13 protein-coding genes are annotated in these 18,807 nt (G+C 51.5%); 2 read left to right on the forward strand and 11 right to left on the reverse strand.

Annotation, left to right across the window (positions count from 1 at the left end; all coding sequences use genetic code 11):
- Nucleotides 1–603: 603 nt before the first annotated feature.
- Nucleotides 604–2,568 carry a M23 family metallopeptidase gene (locus ACSTTO_RS00700; RefSeq protein WP_439271184.1) on the forward strand — a complete coding sequence of 655 codons (1,965 nt, stop codon included), beginning with the start codon at nt 604–606 and terminating at the stop codon, nt 2,566–2,568.
- A gap of 169 nt (nt 2,569–2,737) precedes the next feature.
- Here the strand turns inward: ACSTTO_RS00700 and ACSTTO_RS00705 are convergent, their stop codons facing one another.
- From ACSTTO_RS00705 to ACSTTO_RS00735, 7 genes are all read right to left on the reverse strand, one after another.
- Nucleotides 2,738–4,204, reverse strand: a complete 1,467-nt coding sequence (locus ACSTTO_RS00705) for a L,D-transpeptidase (RefSeq protein WP_439271185.1) — start codon at nt 4,202–4,204, stop codon at nt 2,738–2,740.
- Nucleotides 4,205–4,572: 368 nt separating this feature from the next.
- The gene (clpB, locus tag ACSTTO_RS00710; protein WP_439271186.1) at nt 4,573–7,152 is read right to left on the reverse strand and encodes an ATP-dependent chaperone ClpB; all 2,580 of its coding nucleotides are present in this window, start codon (nt 7,150–7,152) and stop codon (nt 4,573–4,575) included.
- 382 nt (nt 7,153–7,534) lie between these two features.
- A complete protein-coding gene (locus tag ACSTTO_RS00715) occupies nt 7,535–8,371 on the reverse strand; it encodes a DUF4167 domain-containing protein (RefSeq protein WP_439271187.1) in 837 nt (278 codons plus the stop codon).
- Nucleotides 8,372–8,826: 455 nt separating this feature from the next.
- The gene (gene prmC / locus ACSTTO_RS00720) at nt 8,827–9,702 is read right to left on the reverse strand and encodes a peptide chain release factor N(5)-glutamine methyltransferase (RefSeq protein ID WP_439271188.1); all 876 of its coding nucleotides are present in this window, start codon (nt 9,700–9,702) and stop codon (nt 8,827–8,829) included.
- A gap of 7 nt (nt 9,703–9,709) precedes the next feature.
- Nucleotides 9,710–10,786: a peptide chain release factor 1 gene (prfA, locus tag ACSTTO_RS00725; protein WP_439271189.1), complete on the reverse strand. Its 1,077-nt coding sequence runs from the start codon at nt 10,784–10,786 to the stop codon at nt 9,710–9,712.
- 108 nt (nt 10,787–10,894) lie between these two features.
- Nucleotides 10,895–13,165, reverse strand: coding sequence for a phosphoenolpyruvate--protein phosphotransferase (gene ptsP / locus ACSTTO_RS00730; protein WP_439271208.1), 2,271 nt, complete (start codon nt 13,163–13,165; stop codon nt 10,895–10,897).
- A gap of 505 nt (nt 13,166–13,670) precedes the next feature.
- Nucleotides 13,671–14,924: an aspartate kinase gene (locus tag ACSTTO_RS00735; RefSeq protein ID WP_439271190.1), complete on the reverse strand. Its 1,254-nt coding sequence runs from the start codon at nt 14,922–14,924 to the stop codon at nt 13,671–13,673.
- Between the two features lie 198 nt (nt 14,925–15,122).
- Here ACSTTO_RS00735 and ubiG point away from each other — a divergent pair, with 198 nt between their 5' ends.
- Complete coding sequence (gene ubiG, locus ACSTTO_RS00740; protein ID WP_439271191.1) at nt 15,123–15,914, forward strand: bifunctional 2-polyprenyl-6-hydroxyphenol methylase/3-demethylubiquinol 3-O-methyltransferase UbiG; 792 nt, start codon at nt 15,123–15,125, stop codon at nt 15,912–15,914.
- 114 nt (nt 15,915–16,028) lie between these two features.
- Here the strand turns inward: ubiG and ACSTTO_RS00745 are convergent, their stop codons facing one another.
- From ACSTTO_RS00745 to ACSTTO_RS00760, 4 genes are all read right to left on the reverse strand, one after another.
- Entirely contained in the window at nt 16,029–16,454 is a 426-nt protein-coding gene (locus tag ACSTTO_RS00745) for a DUF1178 family protein (protein WP_439271192.1), read from the reverse strand.
- Nucleotides 16,451–17,308, reverse strand: a complete 858-nt coding sequence (locus ACSTTO_RS00750) for a carbon-nitrogen hydrolase family protein (RefSeq protein WP_439271193.1) — start codon at nt 17,306–17,308, stop codon at nt 16,451–16,453. Before ACSTTO_RS00750 ends, ACSTTO_RS00745 begins: the two co-directional genes overlap by 4 nt.
- Nucleotides 17,309–17,362: 54 nt before the next feature.
- On the reverse strand, nt 17,363–17,626 hold the full coding sequence (gene grxC, locus ACSTTO_RS00755; protein ID WP_439271194.1) for a glutaredoxin 3: 264 nt from the start codon (nt 17,624–17,626) through the stop codon (nt 17,363–17,365).
- A 273-nt stretch (nt 17,627–17,899) separates the two neighbouring features.
- Entirely contained in the window at nt 17,900–18,703 is an 804-nt protein-coding gene (locus tag ACSTTO_RS00760; protein ID WP_439271195.1) for a ComF family protein, read from the reverse strand.
- Nucleotides 18,704–18,807 lie beyond the last annotated feature (104 nt).

Consider the following 18,807-nt stretch of genomic DNA (forward strand, 5'->3'; position numbering starts at 1 on the left):
CCAAAACTTAAATCAACCAATCGCAGAGGCGAAACTCCCTGCCGCTAGCAGCAAGGCCGCCCTCGTTGTGGCGCTATATAGACCCCCATAAACAAAACTGTCAACACTCAAAAATACCATTTATCCATATTTTATGACAAAATTTTTTGAAACACACTGAAATTGTGGGGTTCTTCCCGATTTTATCCGCCTGAAAAGCATCGGGCCTGTGCATAAGTTTATCCTGAGCCCCGCATTTGGGCTCTCAATTTATTCAGATACAAAGAATCGGGAGCTCGTCTTCCGCGAATCTGCAGCTGTAGCAGGAATAATTTTCCTTATTTTTGTAAAATTTAAGCCTGCAACCACAAACACGCCCCATTCCGGAATTAGCAATGAGGGCTTGAGTGACAATACGAGTCGTATACAGACACCCTGAACTTGACTGAATAATCACGGAATGATTTTACACAAAATACATTTGTTTGCTGCCAGCTCATTGACTTGGTGCGTACGGGCAGGCAAAACTTTAAACCTTACCTGAGACGAAAGAACAATCCGCGCCGGATTTTCATCATTTGCCGGCAGCGGATAAACACATGCTAAGGAATGGTAGCCTGCGGTATGAATCAGCAGATCGTGACGCCCCCCAGCGATCCGGGTGATGAGCCACCACTCATTACCGATGGACGCCGCGGACCGCCCGACAGGCGGGAGATTTCGGCGCGATGGCTGGCCGGCACTTTTCTTACAGGAATCACCGCATCCTTATTGATTGGCGTTGCACTTTTTGCAGCTCTTGACGGGCGCCAACAACTGGCCACCCCGCCGGAACTTGCCGATAAAGATACCCTGCCGCAAAAAAACGATACGCAAGACAGCGTAAAGGGAAGCCGTGTTGTTGCAACGGCTACCAAACAAAAAAGCCGTGACCGCCGCCGCATGGATGTTTCCACCATGCAAAAAATTGGTGAGCGCGAAGTTATCCGCACCAAACCTTTTGAGTATGTGCGTATGGCGCTTGCTGCCGATCATCCCACAAGCCGTCAATATCCGCCTTTTGATGCTATGGCCGTATTTTCCGGCGGCACAAAAGAGCCGGTACAAAGTGCGAGCACAGGCCAGATCTATGGCGCCAAGGTGGAAAGCGAAATCAGCCTGCGCACAATTGATTTTCCTGTAACAGCCGACAATTACGACTCTGCTTCGGATCTGACCAGTGATGAGGTGGAAAAGGTCGTTCGCAGTACCGGCCAGCTTCTGACCGATGGTGATGTGCAGATTGCTTCACTGCATTATGTTGATCCATTACGCTTTGGTAACAGTGATTCATCCTTCACCCTGACACCGCCGCTTGGTGTGCGTATTACGCAGGAAAATGTCAGTATCAGCAACCGTTTGGGTGACGGCGAAGCCAATAGCGGCTTCTCAGAAGATATTATTCCGTTCCGTACTGATGCCAAAATCATCGATGCATTGAATAAAAGCGGTTATGAGGGGGAGGACGCAGATAATATTGCGGAAGCCCTTGCCAAGCTGATGAATTCTCCGCGTCTCAAGGCTGGCAGTGTGCTGCGTGTGGGTGTTATGTCCTCGGGACAGGAAGATCATATTGTCCGTGTTACGCTCTATAGTGGCACCACACATATTGTAACTGTCGCTCTTGATGACCATAAACAATATGTGCCTTCCGATGAGCCGGAAATGACCCCGCTTCTGCAGACAGCCTTTGATGACAATGCGCCGCCGCCGACTCTGCGCGGTGAATTGCCATCTGTTTATGACGCGGTTTATAAGGCTGCCCTTGCTTATGGGATGACCAATGACATGGTGCGCCAGCTCATTAAAATGCTGGCAAGTGATGTGGATCTGCAATCCAAGATCAGCCGCTCCGATACGATTGAGGCTTTTTTCTCACTGCCTGAAAATTCAGACAATGCCAATGAAGAATCGCAATTGCTGTATGTGAGTGCCCATATGAGCGGCACCACACGAAAATTCTACCGTTATCAGCCCCCTGATGGCGGTGTTGAATTCTATGACGAGAACGGGCGCAGCGCCCAGCAATTTCTTTTGAGAAAACCGGTGCCTAATGCCGTATTCGGCTCACCATTCGGCAGCCGCCGCCATCCGATCCTCGGCTATGTGCGTATGCATACCGGTGTTGACTGGCGCGCGCCGCGCGGTTCTCCGATTCTGGCTGCCGGTAATGGTGTTGTGGAAAAAGCAGGCTGGGCAAATGGTTACGGAAAACAAACCATTATTCGCCACGGCAATGGCTATCAAACAAGTTATAACCACCAAAATGCGATTGCCCCTGGCATTATACCCGGTGCAAAAGTGCGGCAGGGGCAGATTATTGGCTATGTTGGCTCTACCGGCCTGTCAACAGGGCCGCATCTGCATTATGAAGTGATCGTCAATGGCGCAAAGGTTGATCCGATGCGTATCCGCATGCCGCAAAGCCAGTCCTTGAGCGGCAAACAGCTGGAAGTTTTCATGAAAGAGCGCAAGCGTATTGACCAACTGCTTGATGGCAAAGACGATACCCCCACAAAAGTGGCCAATAGCGCTCAGGCCAAAGGCTGAAACAAAAGACTTGCAAGCCGTAAATGTGAAGCGGTTTTACGTATGATATAAGTGCGTGAAAATAAAAATCAGAGCACTTCAGTTTCCATAAACAAACTGAAGTGCTCCGGCATTTCGCAGCTATACCCTTGATGGCAATAAAGAAAACCCGCTTACAAAGGTCTTCCTCTTAATCCGTAAATTCCACCGTAACGCCGGGTTTAACAAGTTTGGCGAGCTCCTCCGCATCCCAATTTGCCAGACGGATACAACCATGGCTGCTTGTTTTACCAATGCGGGACGGATCAGGTGTACCATGGATACCGTAAGTCGGTTTGGAAAGTGCAATCCATACCGTTCCCACAGGGCCGTTCGGCCCGGGCGGCACAATCAGCACCTTGTCATTATTACCCTGTTTGAAATTAATCTTCGGATTATAGGTATAATTGGGATTAACAGCGATGCGCTCAACCGTCACAATGCCGGATGGGGACGGATTATCCGCAGAGCCGATTGTTGACGGATAGGCAACCACCAGCCTGCCATTTTCATCATATCCGCGCACTTGCTTGCGGCCTTTATCGGCGATGATTCTGGCAACTTTTGCTCGTTTATGTTTACCAAGATTAGGCACGCGGATAATCTCTCCCGGCTGGCGAAAACTGATGCCGGGATTGATCTCCTGCAGATAATTTTCATCAATATGAAATTTTTCCGCCAGCATTTCCCGCGGTGAGACATAGGCCATTTCCGGCAATTTTGCCTTTTCACTATAATCATTTGGCACTGCCGCCAGATAAAAACGCCCCACATCCTCATTCGTGATTGTATATTCAGTAAAAGCCGGCCCGCCCGTTGCCTCAAGCTCGGCATTGATCTGCGCCTCATCAGAAGGGTTAAGGCTCTTGCCGGTTGCCTCAAAATAGGCAGCAATTGCCTTATCAACATTACTGCCTGCCCTGCCATCAATCACACCGGGAGATGTGCCGGCACGGTCCAGCAATATCTGATAGGCAGCAATTTTTGCCTTGGCGCCCTGTCCTTTTGGCATAGTAACCGATGGTGTTGGTGTTCCGGCCTGCGGCAATGCCGAAGAATTTTGCGGATAGTTTCCATAGGGATCTTCAATGGCGGGGCTGAAATCACTCTGATCAAGCGCGGCGGATGTGCTGGCCTGCGGCAAAGGCAGGCGCTCAACGCCGGCATTTCGCACAGCGCGGCCTGAAGACGGCGGAGCCGGAAAATAATCCGGCCCCGCATCATCCGGCACATTGGCAAAACCGTCATAAGGCGCGCCACCATCAACAGGGCCATTCAGCGTCCAGTTATCATTATTAGCCGGAGCCTGATAATCATTTTGCGGATAAGACCGCGGCCGGTAACCACCCGGTTGCTCCTGAATCCGCACAATTTTACCATGGCGATCCATTGTTACCTGACGGCCATTGGGGTCAATATAAACCCGAACCTTATCATCCTGATAAATTTCTTCACCCGGATCATAAAGCTGAGCCATAAATACCGGACGCTCCTGCGCCCCCGCACTGCTGATTAAAGGAAAGATTGCAACAAAACCCGATGTCAGCGCCAAACCGGACAGTGCTGTCCGTGACAGGTTGGCGAACAGTCTTTGTACAATTCCCCGTTTCTTCTGCATGCTCTACCCACTCTTATGCCACATATTATCTGTGATAATACGGCTTCGCTATTATTCGCGCCATTATGCAGGTCATCAGCACATTCCCTGCCATAAAGCCGCGCAAATTTGAAAAGGTCGGTATTTTTAAAATTTTAAAATACGCGTACCGGCGATTCTGGCCGGCCTGTCACCGGCTTCTTTTCACATCTAGCCGCTGATCAGGCCATTTTTATGGTTAATAACTTAACTACAAATGAATAATCTTATCAGCGACAGGTATTTTTCCTGTGATCTGAAAATAAAACGGCGCTGCATCAGGGCAGCGCCGCCTTTTTGTTTTTTCTCTGTCAGGATGACAAAAGCTTATAGCATCTTGCAGAATGATATTATTTTTTTGCGCGGAAGATCAGGCGATCAGAACCGGATGCAATATCAACCACAGAACCATCCAGAATTTCACCGCCAAGAATTTTCTCAGCCAGCGGATCCTGCACCTGCTTTTGAATGACACGCTTGAGCGGGCGTGCCCCATAAGCGGGGTCATAGCCTTTATCAGCCAGCCAGTTGCGGGCATCGTCCTCAATTGCCAGCGTGATCTTGCGATCACTGAGCAGGTTTTGCAGTCTGGCCAGCTGAATATCAACAATTGCACCCATTTCCGAGCGATGCAGGCGATGGAACAGAATAATCTCATCCACACGGTTGAGAAATTCCGGACGGAATGATGCACGCACAACATTCATCACATCGTCACGAACACTGTCCACATCCTGATCCTCATTCAGCGATACCAGATATTCCGCACCCAGATTTGACGTCATGATAATCAGCGTATTGCGAAAATCCACCGTTCGCCCCTGACCATCTGTCAAACGCCCGTCATCCAGCACCTGCAGCAAGACGTTGAACACATCAGGATGCGCTTTTTCAATTTCGTCAAACAAGATCACCTGATAAGGACGCCGGCGCACAGCCTCGGTCAGCACACCGCCCTCCTCATAGCCGACATAGCCCGGAGGTGCGCCGATCAGACGGGCAACTGAGTGTTTCTCCATGAATTCGGACATATCAATCCGCACCATGGCCGTCTCATCCGAGAACAGGAATGACGCCAAAGCCTTGGTCAGCTCCGTTTTACCCACACCTGTCGGGCCAAGGAAGATAAATGACCCTATGGGGCGGTTAGGATCCTGCAAACCGGCGCGCGCGCGGCGAACGGCACGCGATACAGCCTGCACCGCCTCCCCCTGGCCAATCACGCGTTTGCCAAGCTCATCTTCCATACGCAGCAATTTTTCCCGCTCACCTTCCAGCATCCGGTCAACCGGAATACCCGTCCAGCGTGAAATGACCTGCGCCACATGATCGGCAGCAACCGTTTCTTCCAGTATAGAGCCGGTATTTTCCTGTGCTTCCGCCTCATTCAGCTGTTTTTCCAGTTGCGGAATGGTGCCATAAGCCAGTTCACCGGCCTTTTGGAACTCACCATTGCGCTGGGCAATAGCCAGAGCATTGCGTGCATCTTCAAGCTGCTTTTTCAGATCAGCGGCAAAACCAAGCTTCTGCTTTTCAGCCTGCCATTTTGCCGTCAGTTCAGCCGATTCCTCTTCCAGATTTGTCAGCTCTTTTTCCAGTCGCTGCAACCGGTCTTTTGAGGCCGAATCCGTCTCCAGTTTCAAGGCTTCCCGCTCAATCTTTAACTGCATGACGCGACGGTCAATCTCATCCAGCTCTTCCGGTTTGGAATCCACCTGCATGCGCAAACGCGCTGCCGCCTCATCCACAAGGTCAATGGCCTTATCCGGCAGAAAACGATCGGTAATATAGCGATTGGACAAAGTTGCAGCCGAAACCAGCGCCGAGTCAGAAATACGCACCTTATGATGCTGTTCATATTTTTCTTTCAAACCGCGCAGGATCGAAATTGTATCCTCAACCGTCGGCTCATCAACAAATACCGGCTGGAAACGGCGGGCAAGTGCTGCGTCCTTTTCCACATATTTGCGATATTCTTCCAGCGTTGTAGCGCCCACACAATGCAACTCGCCACGTGCCAGCGCCGGCTTGAGCAGATTGGAGGCATCCATTGCGCCATCCGATTTACCCGCACCAACAAGCGTATGCATCTCATCAATAAAGAGAATGATCTCACCAGCCGCAGCCTGCACCTCATTGAGCACGGCTTTAAGCCGCTCTTCAAATTCACCGCGATATTTGGCACCGGCAATCAGCGCCCCCATATCCAGCGCCATCAGGCGTTTGTCTTTCAGCGATTCAGGTACGTCACCATTCACAATACGCAGTGCCAGCCCCTCAGCAATCGCGGTTTTACCCACGCCCGGCTCACCAATCAGCACCGGATTGTTTTTTGTGCGGCGCGACAAAACCTGAATAGTGCGGCGGATTTCATCATCACGGCCAATCACCGGATCAAGCTTGCCGGAGCGCGCATCTTCTGTCAGGTCGCGGGCATATTTTTTAAGTGCTTCAAAATTTGCTTCCGCTGAAGCACTGTCTGCGGTTCTGCCCTTGCGCATCTGATTAATCACCTCATTAAGTGCCTTGGCTGTCACGCCTGCATTTGTCAGGATTTCATAGGTTTTTGCGCTTTTTTCCATGGCAAAAGCCGTGAGCAGACGCTCAACCGTAACATAGCTGTCACCGGCTTTTTTTGCCAGTTCCTCTGCCGTTGTCAGAATTTTTGCCAGCGGCTGCGCCAGATAAAGCTGGCCGTTACCGCCGGTCACTTTCGGCAATTTGGCAAGTGCTGTCTGCAACCCGAGTTTTACATCGGCAATACGGCCGCCGGCTCGCTCAATCAAACCTGACGCAAGCCCTTCCTCATCATCCACCAAAACCTTGAGCAGATGTTCAGGCATGAATTGCTGATTATCGGAATTTAAGGCAAAACCTTGCGCAGACTGAATAAAACCCTGTACGCGATCACTGTATTTTTCAATATTCATCTTGTCTCCTTTTCGCTGCCGGCCCTTTAAACAGGCACCGGCAGATCTGTGGTGACGACTCCCCCTTACAGGCAGAAGTCATTTTAACACATCCGAGAAATGCAGGAGCAGGGAATAACCGAACACCATAGCCGGTCTTCTGTTTTGTGACATATTCTGCGGCTGTTGTTATCATGGATATGGGGCAGCGCCCGCACCTCTGCAAGGGGCGGAAAAGAAACAATAAAAATGTTCCGGCATGCCCGCAGCCTGATATATTGATAAGAGATTTTTCTTATCAATGCACATTACCGTTTTTATTTTAAACAGTGTTGCCAAAGAATGTGCGCATAAAAAAACCGGCGAAAACCGCCGGTTTTTGAGAATTGAAATCACATCAGGCTTATTCTGTTTCAGCCAGAGCCGTATCCTGATCCTGCTCGCTGACTTCCGCCTTGGCAGCACGGGCTGTGCGGCGCGGGCGCAGCACGCGGCGGGTGCGCGGAGCCGGCAATGCTTCACCATCATTATCCGGCATATCCGCAGCATCCGCATTTTCTGCCGCTGCGGCACGGCTGCGCCGGCGCACAACCGGTGCTGCGGTTTCAGCCTGCGCATCAGCCATTACCGGTGCAGATACAGCCTCATCATCAGCAACAACCGGCTGTTCTGCTGGCTGCAACGCCGGTGCCGGCACAGAATCAGGGCTTTGCTCGGCTGCATAATCAGGGCGCTGATGCCGGCGTTGCCGCTGCATACGGTTTTGCCGGTTATTCTGCTGGCGCGGGCTGCGACTGGCGGCGCGGTTATTTTCCTCGCCATACATCACTTCAGCCGGCGTGCCTTCAATCACAGGCTGCGGCCCGCTGCCATCATACACTTCCGTATGAGAGACCTGATGGGATTGCGCAGAAACACCCTGTTCCTGCGTATCCTCATCATCAAAGTCATCGTCAAATGCATCATCGCGCTGCACCGGCACAACATTTTGAGCCTGTGCGGCCAGAATGATACGATTATAATGCTCAGCATGTTGCAGATAATTTTCTGCAATAACCCGGTCGCCGGAAGCCTGGGCATCACGGGCGAGTGTCATATATTTTTCGGCTATATGCTGCGCATTGCCCCTGATTTTTACATCAGGTCCGTTACTTTCATAGTTACGGGAAAGAGGATTAGGGCCCTTGCGGTTGTTATTTCCCCGTCCGCGCATGCGCCTGTTCTGCTGTCCTGGCCTCATACTTATCTCTTTTCAGATTAGGGGCGAAGAAATCACCCGGCTCAAACCGGCTAATTTCATAACTACAATGACAAAAAGTGCGCCCCGCACTTTCAGCTTATAATTTTACTAAAGTTGTGTGCTGCCGTGTCAGCAACTCCATAAAGGAGACCGATTAAAAACCACCGGACACCTCGCTGAATACAATGTCTGCATCGCAATATAATTCCGCATCACCGGACCGGTATTTATATTCAGATCGCTTCAGACACATAATTTCAGGCTGACAAACCTGTCCGATGTACCGCTGCATAACGCTTTAAATCACCACCGGTTTAAAGTCAGGGCTATGCATGAGTCCGGAGTTACTGCACCTTTCACTTGCCTTAACAACAAGCAACATAACAGCGGTGCCGGGAAACTAGCCGTGTTTGCAACAAATTCCAAGTCTTTTTTCACCGTATTAAACATTAATGTCAATGTTGAAAACCAAGTGCGCGAATATGCCCGGCAAGATCTTCGGCGCTTGCGGTCAGACGAAATGCAGATTGTGCAAATATCATTTCCACATCATAGGCCTGTCCGGCGCCGATTTCAACCGCTACCATACCACCATCCCGCAACATGGCTGTACAATTTTGTGCCAGCGAACGATAAAAATTCAAACCATCTGCCCCGCCATCCAGCGCAATATACGGGTCAAAATCTTTCACCTGCCTGTGCAGGGTAGCAATTTCTTTAGCCGGAATGTAAGGCGGATTCGAAACAATCAAATCATATTTTCCGCGCACTGATGCAAACCAGTCACTTTGAAGTGCCGCAAATCTTGCCGATACACCGGCGCGTGCAGCATTAATGCGCGCTGCCTGCAATGCACCATCGGCAATATCCACCGCAACAGCGCGTGCAAGCGGCACTTCATGCAACAAGCTCACCGCCAGCGCACCGGTGCCCGTTCCCATATCCAGAAGATCGGCAAAACCCTGCTCTTCAGAACGGGCACGTAAAAACGGCAGCACCATATCAACAAGTGTCTCCGTATCAGGCCGCGGTTCCAGCGTATCGGCATTCAGGGTAAAAGTCAGACCATAAAAAGACCGTTCACCGATAATCCGGTGCACCGGCTCACCGCCAAGCCGCCGCTGCAGGGCTGCAAGAAGGTTCTCCCGCACCTGCGGCTCCAGCACCATATCCGCGCGCACCACCAAATCAGTCAACGAACAACCGCTGAAATGCTGCAATAATAAACGCGCATCAATATCCGCGCTTTCTATATCACCCTTGCGTAATTGCAGCCGCATATGGGTTAAAAATGCGCCGAGCTGACCGGGAATTATATCCTTAGCTGTCATAATATGATCAATTGCCGCCCAATTCTGCCAGCAATGCAGTCTGATGATCAGAAATCAGCGCATCAATCAATTCATCAAGCTCGCCCATCATCACACGATCCAGCTTATAAAGCGTGAGATTGATCCGATGATCCGTAACCCGCCCCTGCGGAAAATTATACGTGCGGATACGTTCCGAGCGATCACCGGAGCCAACCTGGCTGCGCCGCGCTTGCGAACGCTCGCTTTCAGCGCGCTGACGCTCCATATCATACAAACGTGCCCGCAAGATCTGCATTGCCCTTGCGCGGTTTTGATGCTGGGATTTTTCTGCCTGCACCACCATGATACCGGTTGGTATATGGGTAATACGCACAGCCGAATCCGTTGTATTCACATGCTGCCCACCGGCACCCGATGCCCGCATTGTGTCAATACGGATATCTTCATTACGGATTTCAATGTCAATGTCCTCCGCCTCCGGCAAGACGGCAACTGTGGCGGCAGATGTATGTATGCGCCCGCTGCCTTCTGTTTCGGGCACACGCTGCACACGATGCACACCGGACTCAAATTTCAGTCTGGAGAAAACACCCCTGCCGGAAATTGTGGCTATAATTTCCTTATAGCCCCCTGCATCGCCTTCACTGGCTGAAACCACTTCCACGCGCCAGCCTTTATCCGCAGCATAACGCTCATACATGCGAAACAGATCCCCGCCAAACAAAGCGGCTTCCGATCCGCCTGTACCGGCACGAATTTCCAGAATGGCGTTTTTTTCATCTGCCGCATCTTTTGGCAAAAGCAAAATCTGAATTTCATTTTCAAGGGCTGCGATTGCAGCTTCCATATCCGGAATTTCCATCTCGGCCAATGCGCGCATTTCAGCATCATTGCCGGTATCGTCACGCATCACAGTCAGTTCCTGCAATTCCTGCCTGGCTTTCTGGTATTCGCGTATTTTCAGCGCCACTTCTTCCAGCTCTGAATATTCCGAGGCCAGTTTCACATAGGCTTCAGGTGCAGGATTATCAGCCATCTGCGCTTCAATCATAACAAAACGCTTTAATAACTGATCTATTCTGTCTTGCGGCAGTGCAACCATCCGGTATCCCTGAAATTTTGTTTGTCATGCTTCCGGCCGCTTCCATAAAGCATTTTGCAAGCAAACGGAAACATTTGCTTGCAAAATTTACACGAAGTGCCTTTGTCCTTACAAAGGAATTTGCTGCTCATTGGCAAAGCGGATCAGACTTTCGCGGATTGATCCGCCGGCATCAGGGCGATGCACGAGCTCCCCCAGCATTTTATGTAATGCTGCAGCATCGAGCGAAAGCAGCATATTTTTAACCGGTCCGATTGCCGCCGCCGACATGGAAATAGACCGGAAGCCAAGGCCGATCAGCATCATGGCTGTCAGCGGTTTTCCTGCCATTTCCCCGCATAGGGTAACCGGCTTGCCATGGCGCCGCCCGACTTCAGCAATCTGCTGCAAAACCCGCAAAAATGCTGGTGATAACTGGTCAAAACGATCAGCAATCTGCGCATTGCCGCGATCAACCGCCATAATAAACTGAAACAGATCATTAGAGCCGACCGAGGCAAAATCCACTTCCGTCATCAGCTCATCAAGCTGCCATAATAATGAGGGCACTTCAATCATCGCGCCGACCTTCAGGCTGCTTGGCAATGCATGATCAAAGCGGGTCAGATAATTGACTTCCCGTTCAATAATCTCCCGGGTAGCCCTGATTTCCGCAACTTCTGTCACCATTGGCAGCATAATCCGCAATTCCCGCCCGCCTGCAGCCTTGAGCAGGGCACGCAGCTGCGTGCGCATCAGCCCCGGACGGTCAAGCGCCAGACGAATGGCCCGCCAGCCCATTGCCGGATTTTCTTCATGGGCATTTGCACGAAAATACGGCAAAACCTTATCGCCGCCAATATCCAGCGTGCGGAATGTAACCGGCTTGTCACCGGCAGCCTCCAGCACAGCGCGATAGAGTTTTTCCTGCTGGCCGGAACGCGGAAAAGTAGACGCCACCATAAATTGCAGCTCAGTACGAAACAGGCCAACCCCCGCCGCACCGGATTCTGCAAGCTGCGGCAAATCAACAATCAAGCCGCCATTCATCAGCAATGCCACCGGCTGGCCGTCTTTGGTTACCGAAGGCACATCGCGTAATTTACGATAGAGTGCCTGCCGCTTGGCACGAAAACGCACTTTCTCCGCATAGGCGGTTTCCACATCATTTTGCGGGCGCAGGTGCACGCGGCCATCCTCACCGTCAATGATGATTGCATCGCCGTTTTCCGCCAATGCCACCACGCCCTTGGCCTGGCCAACAACCGGAATACCCATTGCGCGCGCCACAATCACCACATGGCTTGTGGTTGCGCCATCTTCCAGCACCAGCCCGCGCACCCGCTCACGCGGATAATCCAGAAGCTCGGCTGCCCCCATTGAGCGGGCAACAATAATGGAATCCTTTGCCATCATTTCTGCGGTCGTTTTGGGATCATAGCCCATCAGTTGCCGCATCAGACGATTGGCCAGATCATCAAAATCACTCAACCGCTCACGCATATAAGGATCGCTCAAATGCATCATCCGCGCGCGCGTATCGCTTTGCACTTTTTCAACTGCGGCTTCCGCCGTCAGCCCGTTGCGGATAGCCTCTTCCAGCCGGCGCATCCAGCCACGGTCATGGGCAAACATCCGGTAGGCCTCAAGCACATCGCGGTGCTCGCCTTCCATCGCCACATCACGGCGCGATAACATATCGTCAATCGACAGGCGCAGCGAGCCCATAGCCTCATCAAGGCGGGCAGTTTCATGGGCAATATCTTCATTAAAAAGATTGGTTACCACAATGCGCGGTTCATGCAGCACCACATGGCCAAGCCCCACACCATCATTATAGGCCAGACCATTAAAACTGACCGAGCGGCCATTGGTCAGCTCCACGCCCGGACGCGCAAGACGGGTGAGATTGCCCGCCGCCACCATCTCAGCCAGCACCATGGCTGTTGTTTCCAGGGCTTCCAGCTCATCCTCACGATAAGCCCGCTTGGTGCGGTTCTGCACCACCAGAACCCCCATTGTGCGCCCCGCGCGCAACACCGGCACGCCAAGAAAAGAATTGTAAATTTCTTCACCGGTTTCCGGCAAATAGGTAAAAGCAGGATGGCTCTGTGCATCTGTCAGATTAAGCGGGCGCGCCGTGGCGGCAATTGTGCCGACAAGCCCCTGCCCCAGCCGCAATTGTGCCAGATGCACGGCCTGCGGGTTCAACCCTTCGGTCGCATAAAGCTCAAGAACCTCATCTGAACGCAGCACATAGAAAGAACAGACCTCCGCCACCATATTCTGTGCAATTTCGCGCACAATACGGTCAAGGCGTTCCTGCGGTTCAAGCGCCTCTGCCATCAGGGCACGAAGGCGCTTGAGCAAGGTCCGTGGTCCGGCTGTCAGCTCACGCATAAGATCCCAATGCTCCTCCAGATACCTCATGCTCAATACATATGCTGCCACTTTGACAAGACAACCAGCCGTAGCCGGCATCCTGATGCGTAACAGCGCCTATATAATACACAAGCCGCCCGATCACGAATCACACCGCTGTGTGCATAGCTTAATTTACTTTGGTTGTGATTATTTTTCTCACACGCGTCTAGGCTTTGCCCATCAATTTTTTTGAATGAACTCGCCGATATGGCGTATTTGTGGCCTCAAACAGGGTAAAAATCGATTTAATTAATTTTACCAACAATTAAATTGTGAAGGGAATTCAAATTTTACAAAGAGTTATTACATCTTACTAATTTATACCAGCTATGCACCAAACGCATAGCTGGTAACCTGCATTGTGCAATATCACCACTCAAAATGAGCAATAAGAAAACAGGAAAATAAAAAAGGCAGCGCATCCGACACTGCCTTTTATCAACAAAAACAGCCACTCATAAGGTGCGGCTGCCAACACGCTTTAGTGTTTATCCAGTTCATAGACTGAATGCAGGGTACGCACCGCCAGCTCTGTATAGGCGCTGTCAATCAAAATTGATATTTTGATTTCAGATGTCGTGATAGCACGGATATTGATGCCTTTTTCCGCCAATGCCTTAAAAGCCGTGGCAGCAACACCTGCATGCGAACGCATACCGGTGCCAATAATCGAAATTTTGGCCAGGCCGGTTTCCGACTGGATGGAATCGCAGCCAATCTCGGCTTTCACTCGTTCCAGCGCATGCACGGCCTTATCCATATCACCGGTCGGCACCGTAAAGGTCATATCGGTTTTGGAGCCGTCTTCAGAAATATTCTGCACAATCATATCAACATTGATATGTTCATCAGCCAGCGGGCCAAAAATTGCCGCCGATACGCCCGGGCGGTCTGCCACACGGCGCAGGGAAATCTGTGCCTCATCTCGGGCGAAGGCAATACCAGTTACGACCTGTTGTTCCACGATTTCATCCTCATCGCAAATCAGCGTTCCGGGAGGGTTAAGCGGATCCCCCATGCCCGGCGCATGCGGATCTTCAAAACTTGAACGTACAAAAGTACGCACCTTATGCACCATAGCCAGCTCAACCGAGCGAACCTGCAGCACCTTGGCGCCAAGAGATGCCATTTCCAGCATCTCTTCAAAAGAGATTTTTGCCATACGGCGGGCTTTGGGCTCCACGCGCGGATCGGTCGTATAAACACCATCCACATCCGTATAAATATCACAGCGATCGGCTTTCACAGCCGCTGCAATGGCCACGGCAGATGTATCAGAACCTCCCCGGCCAAGCGTGGAGATACGATTATCCGGGCTCAGCCCCTGAAAACCGGCAATAACGGCAACCTGCCCCTCACCAAACCGCTTGATAAGAAAAGAACCGTCAATCTCGGTGATGCGGGCAGCGCCATGGGTCATATCCGTGCGGATCGGAATCTGCCAGCCCTGCCATGAGCGCGCATTCACCCCCATAGATTGCAGCACAACCGCCAGAAGACCTGCGGTTACCTGCTCACCGGAAGCCACAATCGCATCATATTCACGGGCATCATGCATGGGCGATGCCTCACGCGTCCATGCCACAAGTTTGTTGGTTTTTCCGGCCATTGCCGAAACCACAACTGCCACTTCATTTCCGGAATCGACTTCACGTTTAACGTGACGCGCCACATTCCGGATCCGGTCAATATCGGCCACCGAAGTGCCGCCGAATTTCATCACAATGCGCGCCATTATGCTGACATATCCTGAAATGAAAATGAAAACCAAAACGAGCCTGCGCTGATGCAAACCAGTACGAACCGGTACGCCCTGCAGGTAAGAGATGTTGACATAGCGAAATTATGATCACTTCGCAAGCATATGAACAGAAAAGATACTTGACTTTCATCAATGAACAGACAAGTCCATGGAGAGGAAATGGAGATTGCTATGTCCAAGACGTCCAGAAACACTGCCGCTGCCCCGCAGGAACAGCCGGCACCGGAAACCGGCCGCACCACGATTGACCCTGCTGAAATTGCGCATTTCTCGCGTATTGCCAGTGAATGGTGGAACCCGCAAGGCAAATTCCGCCCGCTCCATAAATTCAACCCCACCCGCCTTGATTATCTGAAAGAAAATATCTGCAAATATTTCAGCCGTGATCCGCTTGCGGCCAAACCGCTTGAGGGTTTGCGCATTCTTGATATTGGCTGCGGCGGCGGCTTGTTATGTGAACCGATGGCACGTCTTGGCGCAACAGTGGTGGGGGCAGATGCCTCAGCCACCAATATTGAGGTTGCCAAAATCCATGCCGCTGAAATGGGGATAGAGATCGACTACCGCGCCACCACTGCCGAAGCGCTGGCTGAGGCCGGCGAGCAATTTGACGTGGTTCTTAATATGGAGGTGGTGGAACATGTTTCCGATGTCGATCTGTTCATGTCGGCAACCGCAAAAATGGTAAAACCGCAGGGGCTTATATTTGTTGCCACCATCAACCGCACCCTCAAGGCCTGGGGGCTTGCAATTATCGGTGCGGAATATGTGCTGCGCTGGCTGCCCAAGGGCACCCATCAATATGAAAAACTTGTGCGCCCTGAAGAGCTGGAAAAACCGTTACAAGCTGCCGGGCTTACTGTTCTTGAAAAAACCGGTGTCAGCTATAATCCGCTCAATGACACATGGAACCGCTCACGCGATCTTGATGTAAATTATATGGTTCTGGCACAGCGCCGCTAAATAATATTGCGAGAGAACTGATCCGCCTTAAGCGGATCAGTTACACCCCCCCCAAGCCTCGCTTATAATCCCAAATTCCGGCGCTGTAATTCCCGGTTCTTGCACCATGGCGGCTTAATTATAATCCTCGGGCAAAACCGGCAGCGGCATAATTTCCACGCCGTCTTCCACCAAAGACGTAACCTCCTCCCGCGTTGCCTCGCCATAAATGCCGCGCTTTTGCGCCTCACCATAGTGAATTCTGCGAGCCTCTTCGGCAAAGCGATCGCCGACATAATCGGCATTTTCCTTTACCTTGCGGCTCAGCTCACGCATTTCCTGCAGCAATTTATGCTGCGCCTCACCCATTGTCGCGGCGATTTTTTCCCTTTTGCGGCCAGTGCTCACCGATGGCGCCATCAGCGCCTTGCTCACTTTGGACGAATGGCAAACAGGGCATTGCACCAGACCGCGTGCGGTCTGGTTATCGAAATCCTCATTATTGCGAAACCAGCCTTCAAACTCATGAAGCTGATCACAGTGCAGAGAAAACCGCATCATGCTTTAGCTGTCTTGCCTCCTGCCGCAACAATTTCCAGCACAAATTTGCGGGCATTTTTCAAATTCGGTATCTTGTTACGGGCAGCAACACTGTCTGCCACATCAATATCGGCATAAATCACCGCCGGATTATCATGATCTGCCTCGGCAATAATTTTGCCCCAGGGTGATACAATCAGCGTATGGCCATAAGTCTCACGATTGCCGTTATGCAATCCGCCCTGCGCTGCGGAAATCAGGAAGGCACCGTTTTCAATCGCGCGCGCCCGCTGTAAAATATGCCAATGCGCCTCGCCGGTCTGGCGGGTAAAGGCCGCAGGTGCAGAAATCACATTGGCACCGGCATTGGCCTGCGCCTGAAACAGCTGGGGAAAGCGGATATCGTAGCAAATTGCCAATCCGAGATTCATAAAAGGCAATTGCGCCACCACAGCACGCTCACCTGCCGAAATTGTATCAGATTCACGCCAGCTTTCACCATTATCGAGATCCACATCAAACATATGGATCTTGTCATAGGTTGTTATTTTAGCACCATCCGGCCCGAAGAGAAATGCACGATTGGCAATCAGCCCGCTTTCCAGCCTGACCGGGGTTGAACCAATATGCAAATAAAGAGCATGACGTTTTGCCAGCAATCCTGCCGCATGCACCACAGGGTCATCCTGCTCCGCATGCAGGCTTGCACGATACAACGCGCGGTCATTTTGAATAATGCCGGTATTTTCAGGTGTCTGCACATATTGCGCACCTTTTGCCGCAGCCTCACCCACCATTTGCTCAAGCGCCGCAATATTAGCAGCCATATCACCGTCAGAACGCATCTGCACAGCCGCAACCTTGATGACCGACATTTCCACTCCCCTTTATTCTCTCACAGGCATAAAAAAGACAGCCCCGCTTCCTGTTCAGCCAAGCTTGCCGGTTTCCAGCAATATTTGCAGTTTTCCTGCACGCTCAAGCGCATAAAGATCATCGCAGCCCCCCACATGCACATCACCAATAAAAATCTGCGGGAAAGTCGTGCCGCCGGAACGGCTCATCATTTCTGCACGATATTCCGGCTTGAGTGTTGCATTATATTCCGTATAGCCGGGCGCGCGCTCATCAAGTAGTTTTTTAGCGCGCATACAATAGCCGCAACCATCACGGGTATAGATTTCTACTTTCATACTGAATATCTCCGGTTTCAAGGGCTTATAGAGCATTTCCAACTGAAGTTGAATGTTGAAAAATGCTCTGTTCTTTTTGTTTTTGTGTGTCAATCCGTCTGGCAAAACAAATCAAAAATCATTCATTCCGGCCAATTGCCCCGCACAGGCGTTTCACATTGATCAAATTGCGCCTTATAATCATGATAATCATGCGCGCATTGATCCAAGCCCCGGCTGTCTGGCTCGCCGCAAGTGCAAATATTGTTCCGGCTCTATTATTTTACCGGTTCCTTATTCTTTTGCGGCAGAAGGCAATACCCGGCTGAAAGTCAACACATCCACCGAGCACGCGCCCGCCTTTATCAGGGCGCGGGTGGCAGCCTTCGCTGTTGCACCTGTGGTATAAACATCATCCACAAGCAACACAGAACGCCCCTGCACCTTTATCCGCTCTGTTTCCGGCACCACAAAAGCACCGGCCACATTACCCTGCCTTTCCTTGCGGCTGAGACTTGCCTGCTGATGGGTGTGTTTGATTCGCTGCAGTGCAGCCGGCTCATAATGCCTGCCGCTTTTATGCCCCAGTGCCCGCGCCAGCTCTGCCGCCTGATTATAACGGCGTTGCCATAAACGCCTGCGATGCAACGGCACAGGAATAATCACATCACAATCACGCAGCAATTCATGGCCTGCACGCAGCATCCATCGCGCCATCCATGGGGCAAGATCAAGCCGGTCATGATATTTTAATGAGACACTTGCATAGCGCACACTGCCGCCATGGAGCGCCACTGAACGCAAACGGCGAAATGGCGGGGGATCCGCAATCGCTTCAGCGCACAAGAATTGCGCGCCAAAATCATGGGTAAAAGGGGTGCCCATAACCGGACAATAAGGCATTTCCAGAAAACTGACCTGCCGCCAGCATGTGCCGCATAAAGTGCCTGTTTGTGAAACCGGACGATCGCAACCGGCGCAAAGTGCAGGAAATACCAAGCCCCCCAGCCCGTTCAATGCCGTTGCCACCCCTTTGATAATCGCCTGCGGTGCAAAAAATTTTGTCGTGCTTTCGCACGAAAGCAGCCATTTACCCATTGCATTCACCCCCGATTGAACGCATTTACAACACCATGCCAGATGCAGCGGCGCTGTCCAGAAGAATATGAGCCGGGTCACGATCAGCCTGAAGAGAGACCGGA

This window comes from Pseudochrobactrum albidum, assembly GCF_051851455.1.
In the GTDB taxonomy this organism is placed as follows: domain Bacteria; phylum Pseudomonadota; class Alphaproteobacteria; order Rhizobiales; family Rhizobiaceae; genus Pseudochrobactrum.

What these genes read in the sequence shown, in the direction of transcription:
- prmC (WP_439271188.1), bottom strand. Translation starts at nt 9,702, where the DNA reads ATGACAGCTAAGGATATAATTCCCGGTCAGCTCGGCGCATTTTTAACC.
- ACSTTO_RS00760 (WP_439271195.1), bottom strand. Translation starts at nt 18,703, where the DNA reads ATGGGTAAATGGCTGCTTTCGTGCGAAAGCACGACAAAATTTTTTGCA.
- clpB (WP_439271186.1), bottom strand. Translation starts at nt 7,152, where the DNA reads ATGAATATTGAAAAATACAGTGATCGCGTACAGGGTTTTATTCAGTCT.
- ACSTTO_RS00700 (WP_439271184.1), top strand. Translation starts at nt 604, where the DNA reads ATGAATCAGCAGATCGTGACGCCCCCCAGCGATCCGGGTGATGAGCCA.
- grxC (WP_439271194.1), bottom strand. Translation starts at nt 17,626, where the DNA reads ATGAAAGTAGAAATCTATACCCGTGATGGTTGCGGCTATTGTATGCGC.
- ACSTTO_RS00715 (WP_439271187.1), bottom strand. Translation starts at nt 8,371, where the DNA reads ATGAGGCCAGGACAGCAGAACAGGCGCATGCGCGGACGGGGAAATAAC.
- ACSTTO_RS00750 (WP_439271193.1), bottom strand. Translation starts at nt 17,308, where the DNA reads ATGTCGGTCATCAAGGTTGCGGCTGTGCAGATGCGTTCTGACGGTGAT.
- ACSTTO_RS00745 (WP_439271192.1), bottom strand. Translation starts at nt 16,454, where the DNA reads ATGATGCGGTTTTCTCTGCACTGTGATCAGCTTCATGAGTTTGAAGGC.
- ACSTTO_RS00735 (WP_439271190.1), bottom strand. Translation starts at nt 14,924, where the DNA reads ATGGCGCGCATTGTGATGAAATTCGGCGGCACTTCGGTGGCCGATATT.
- ubiG (WP_439271191.1), top strand. Translation starts at nt 15,123, where the DNA reads ATGTCCAAGACGTCCAGAAACACTGCCGCTGCCCCGCAGGAACAGCCG.
- ACSTTO_RS00705 (WP_439271185.1), bottom strand. Translation starts at nt 4,204, where the DNA reads ATGCAGAAGAAACGGGGAATTGTACAAAGACTGTTCGCCAACCTGTCA.
- prfA (WP_439271189.1), bottom strand. Translation starts at nt 10,786, where the DNA reads ATGGTTGCACTGCCGCAAGACAGAATAGATCAGTTATTAAAGCGTTTT.
- ptsP (WP_439271208.1), bottom strand. Translation starts at nt 13,165, where the DNA reads ATGCGTGAGCTGACAGCCGGACCACGGACCTTGCTCAAGCGCCTTCGT.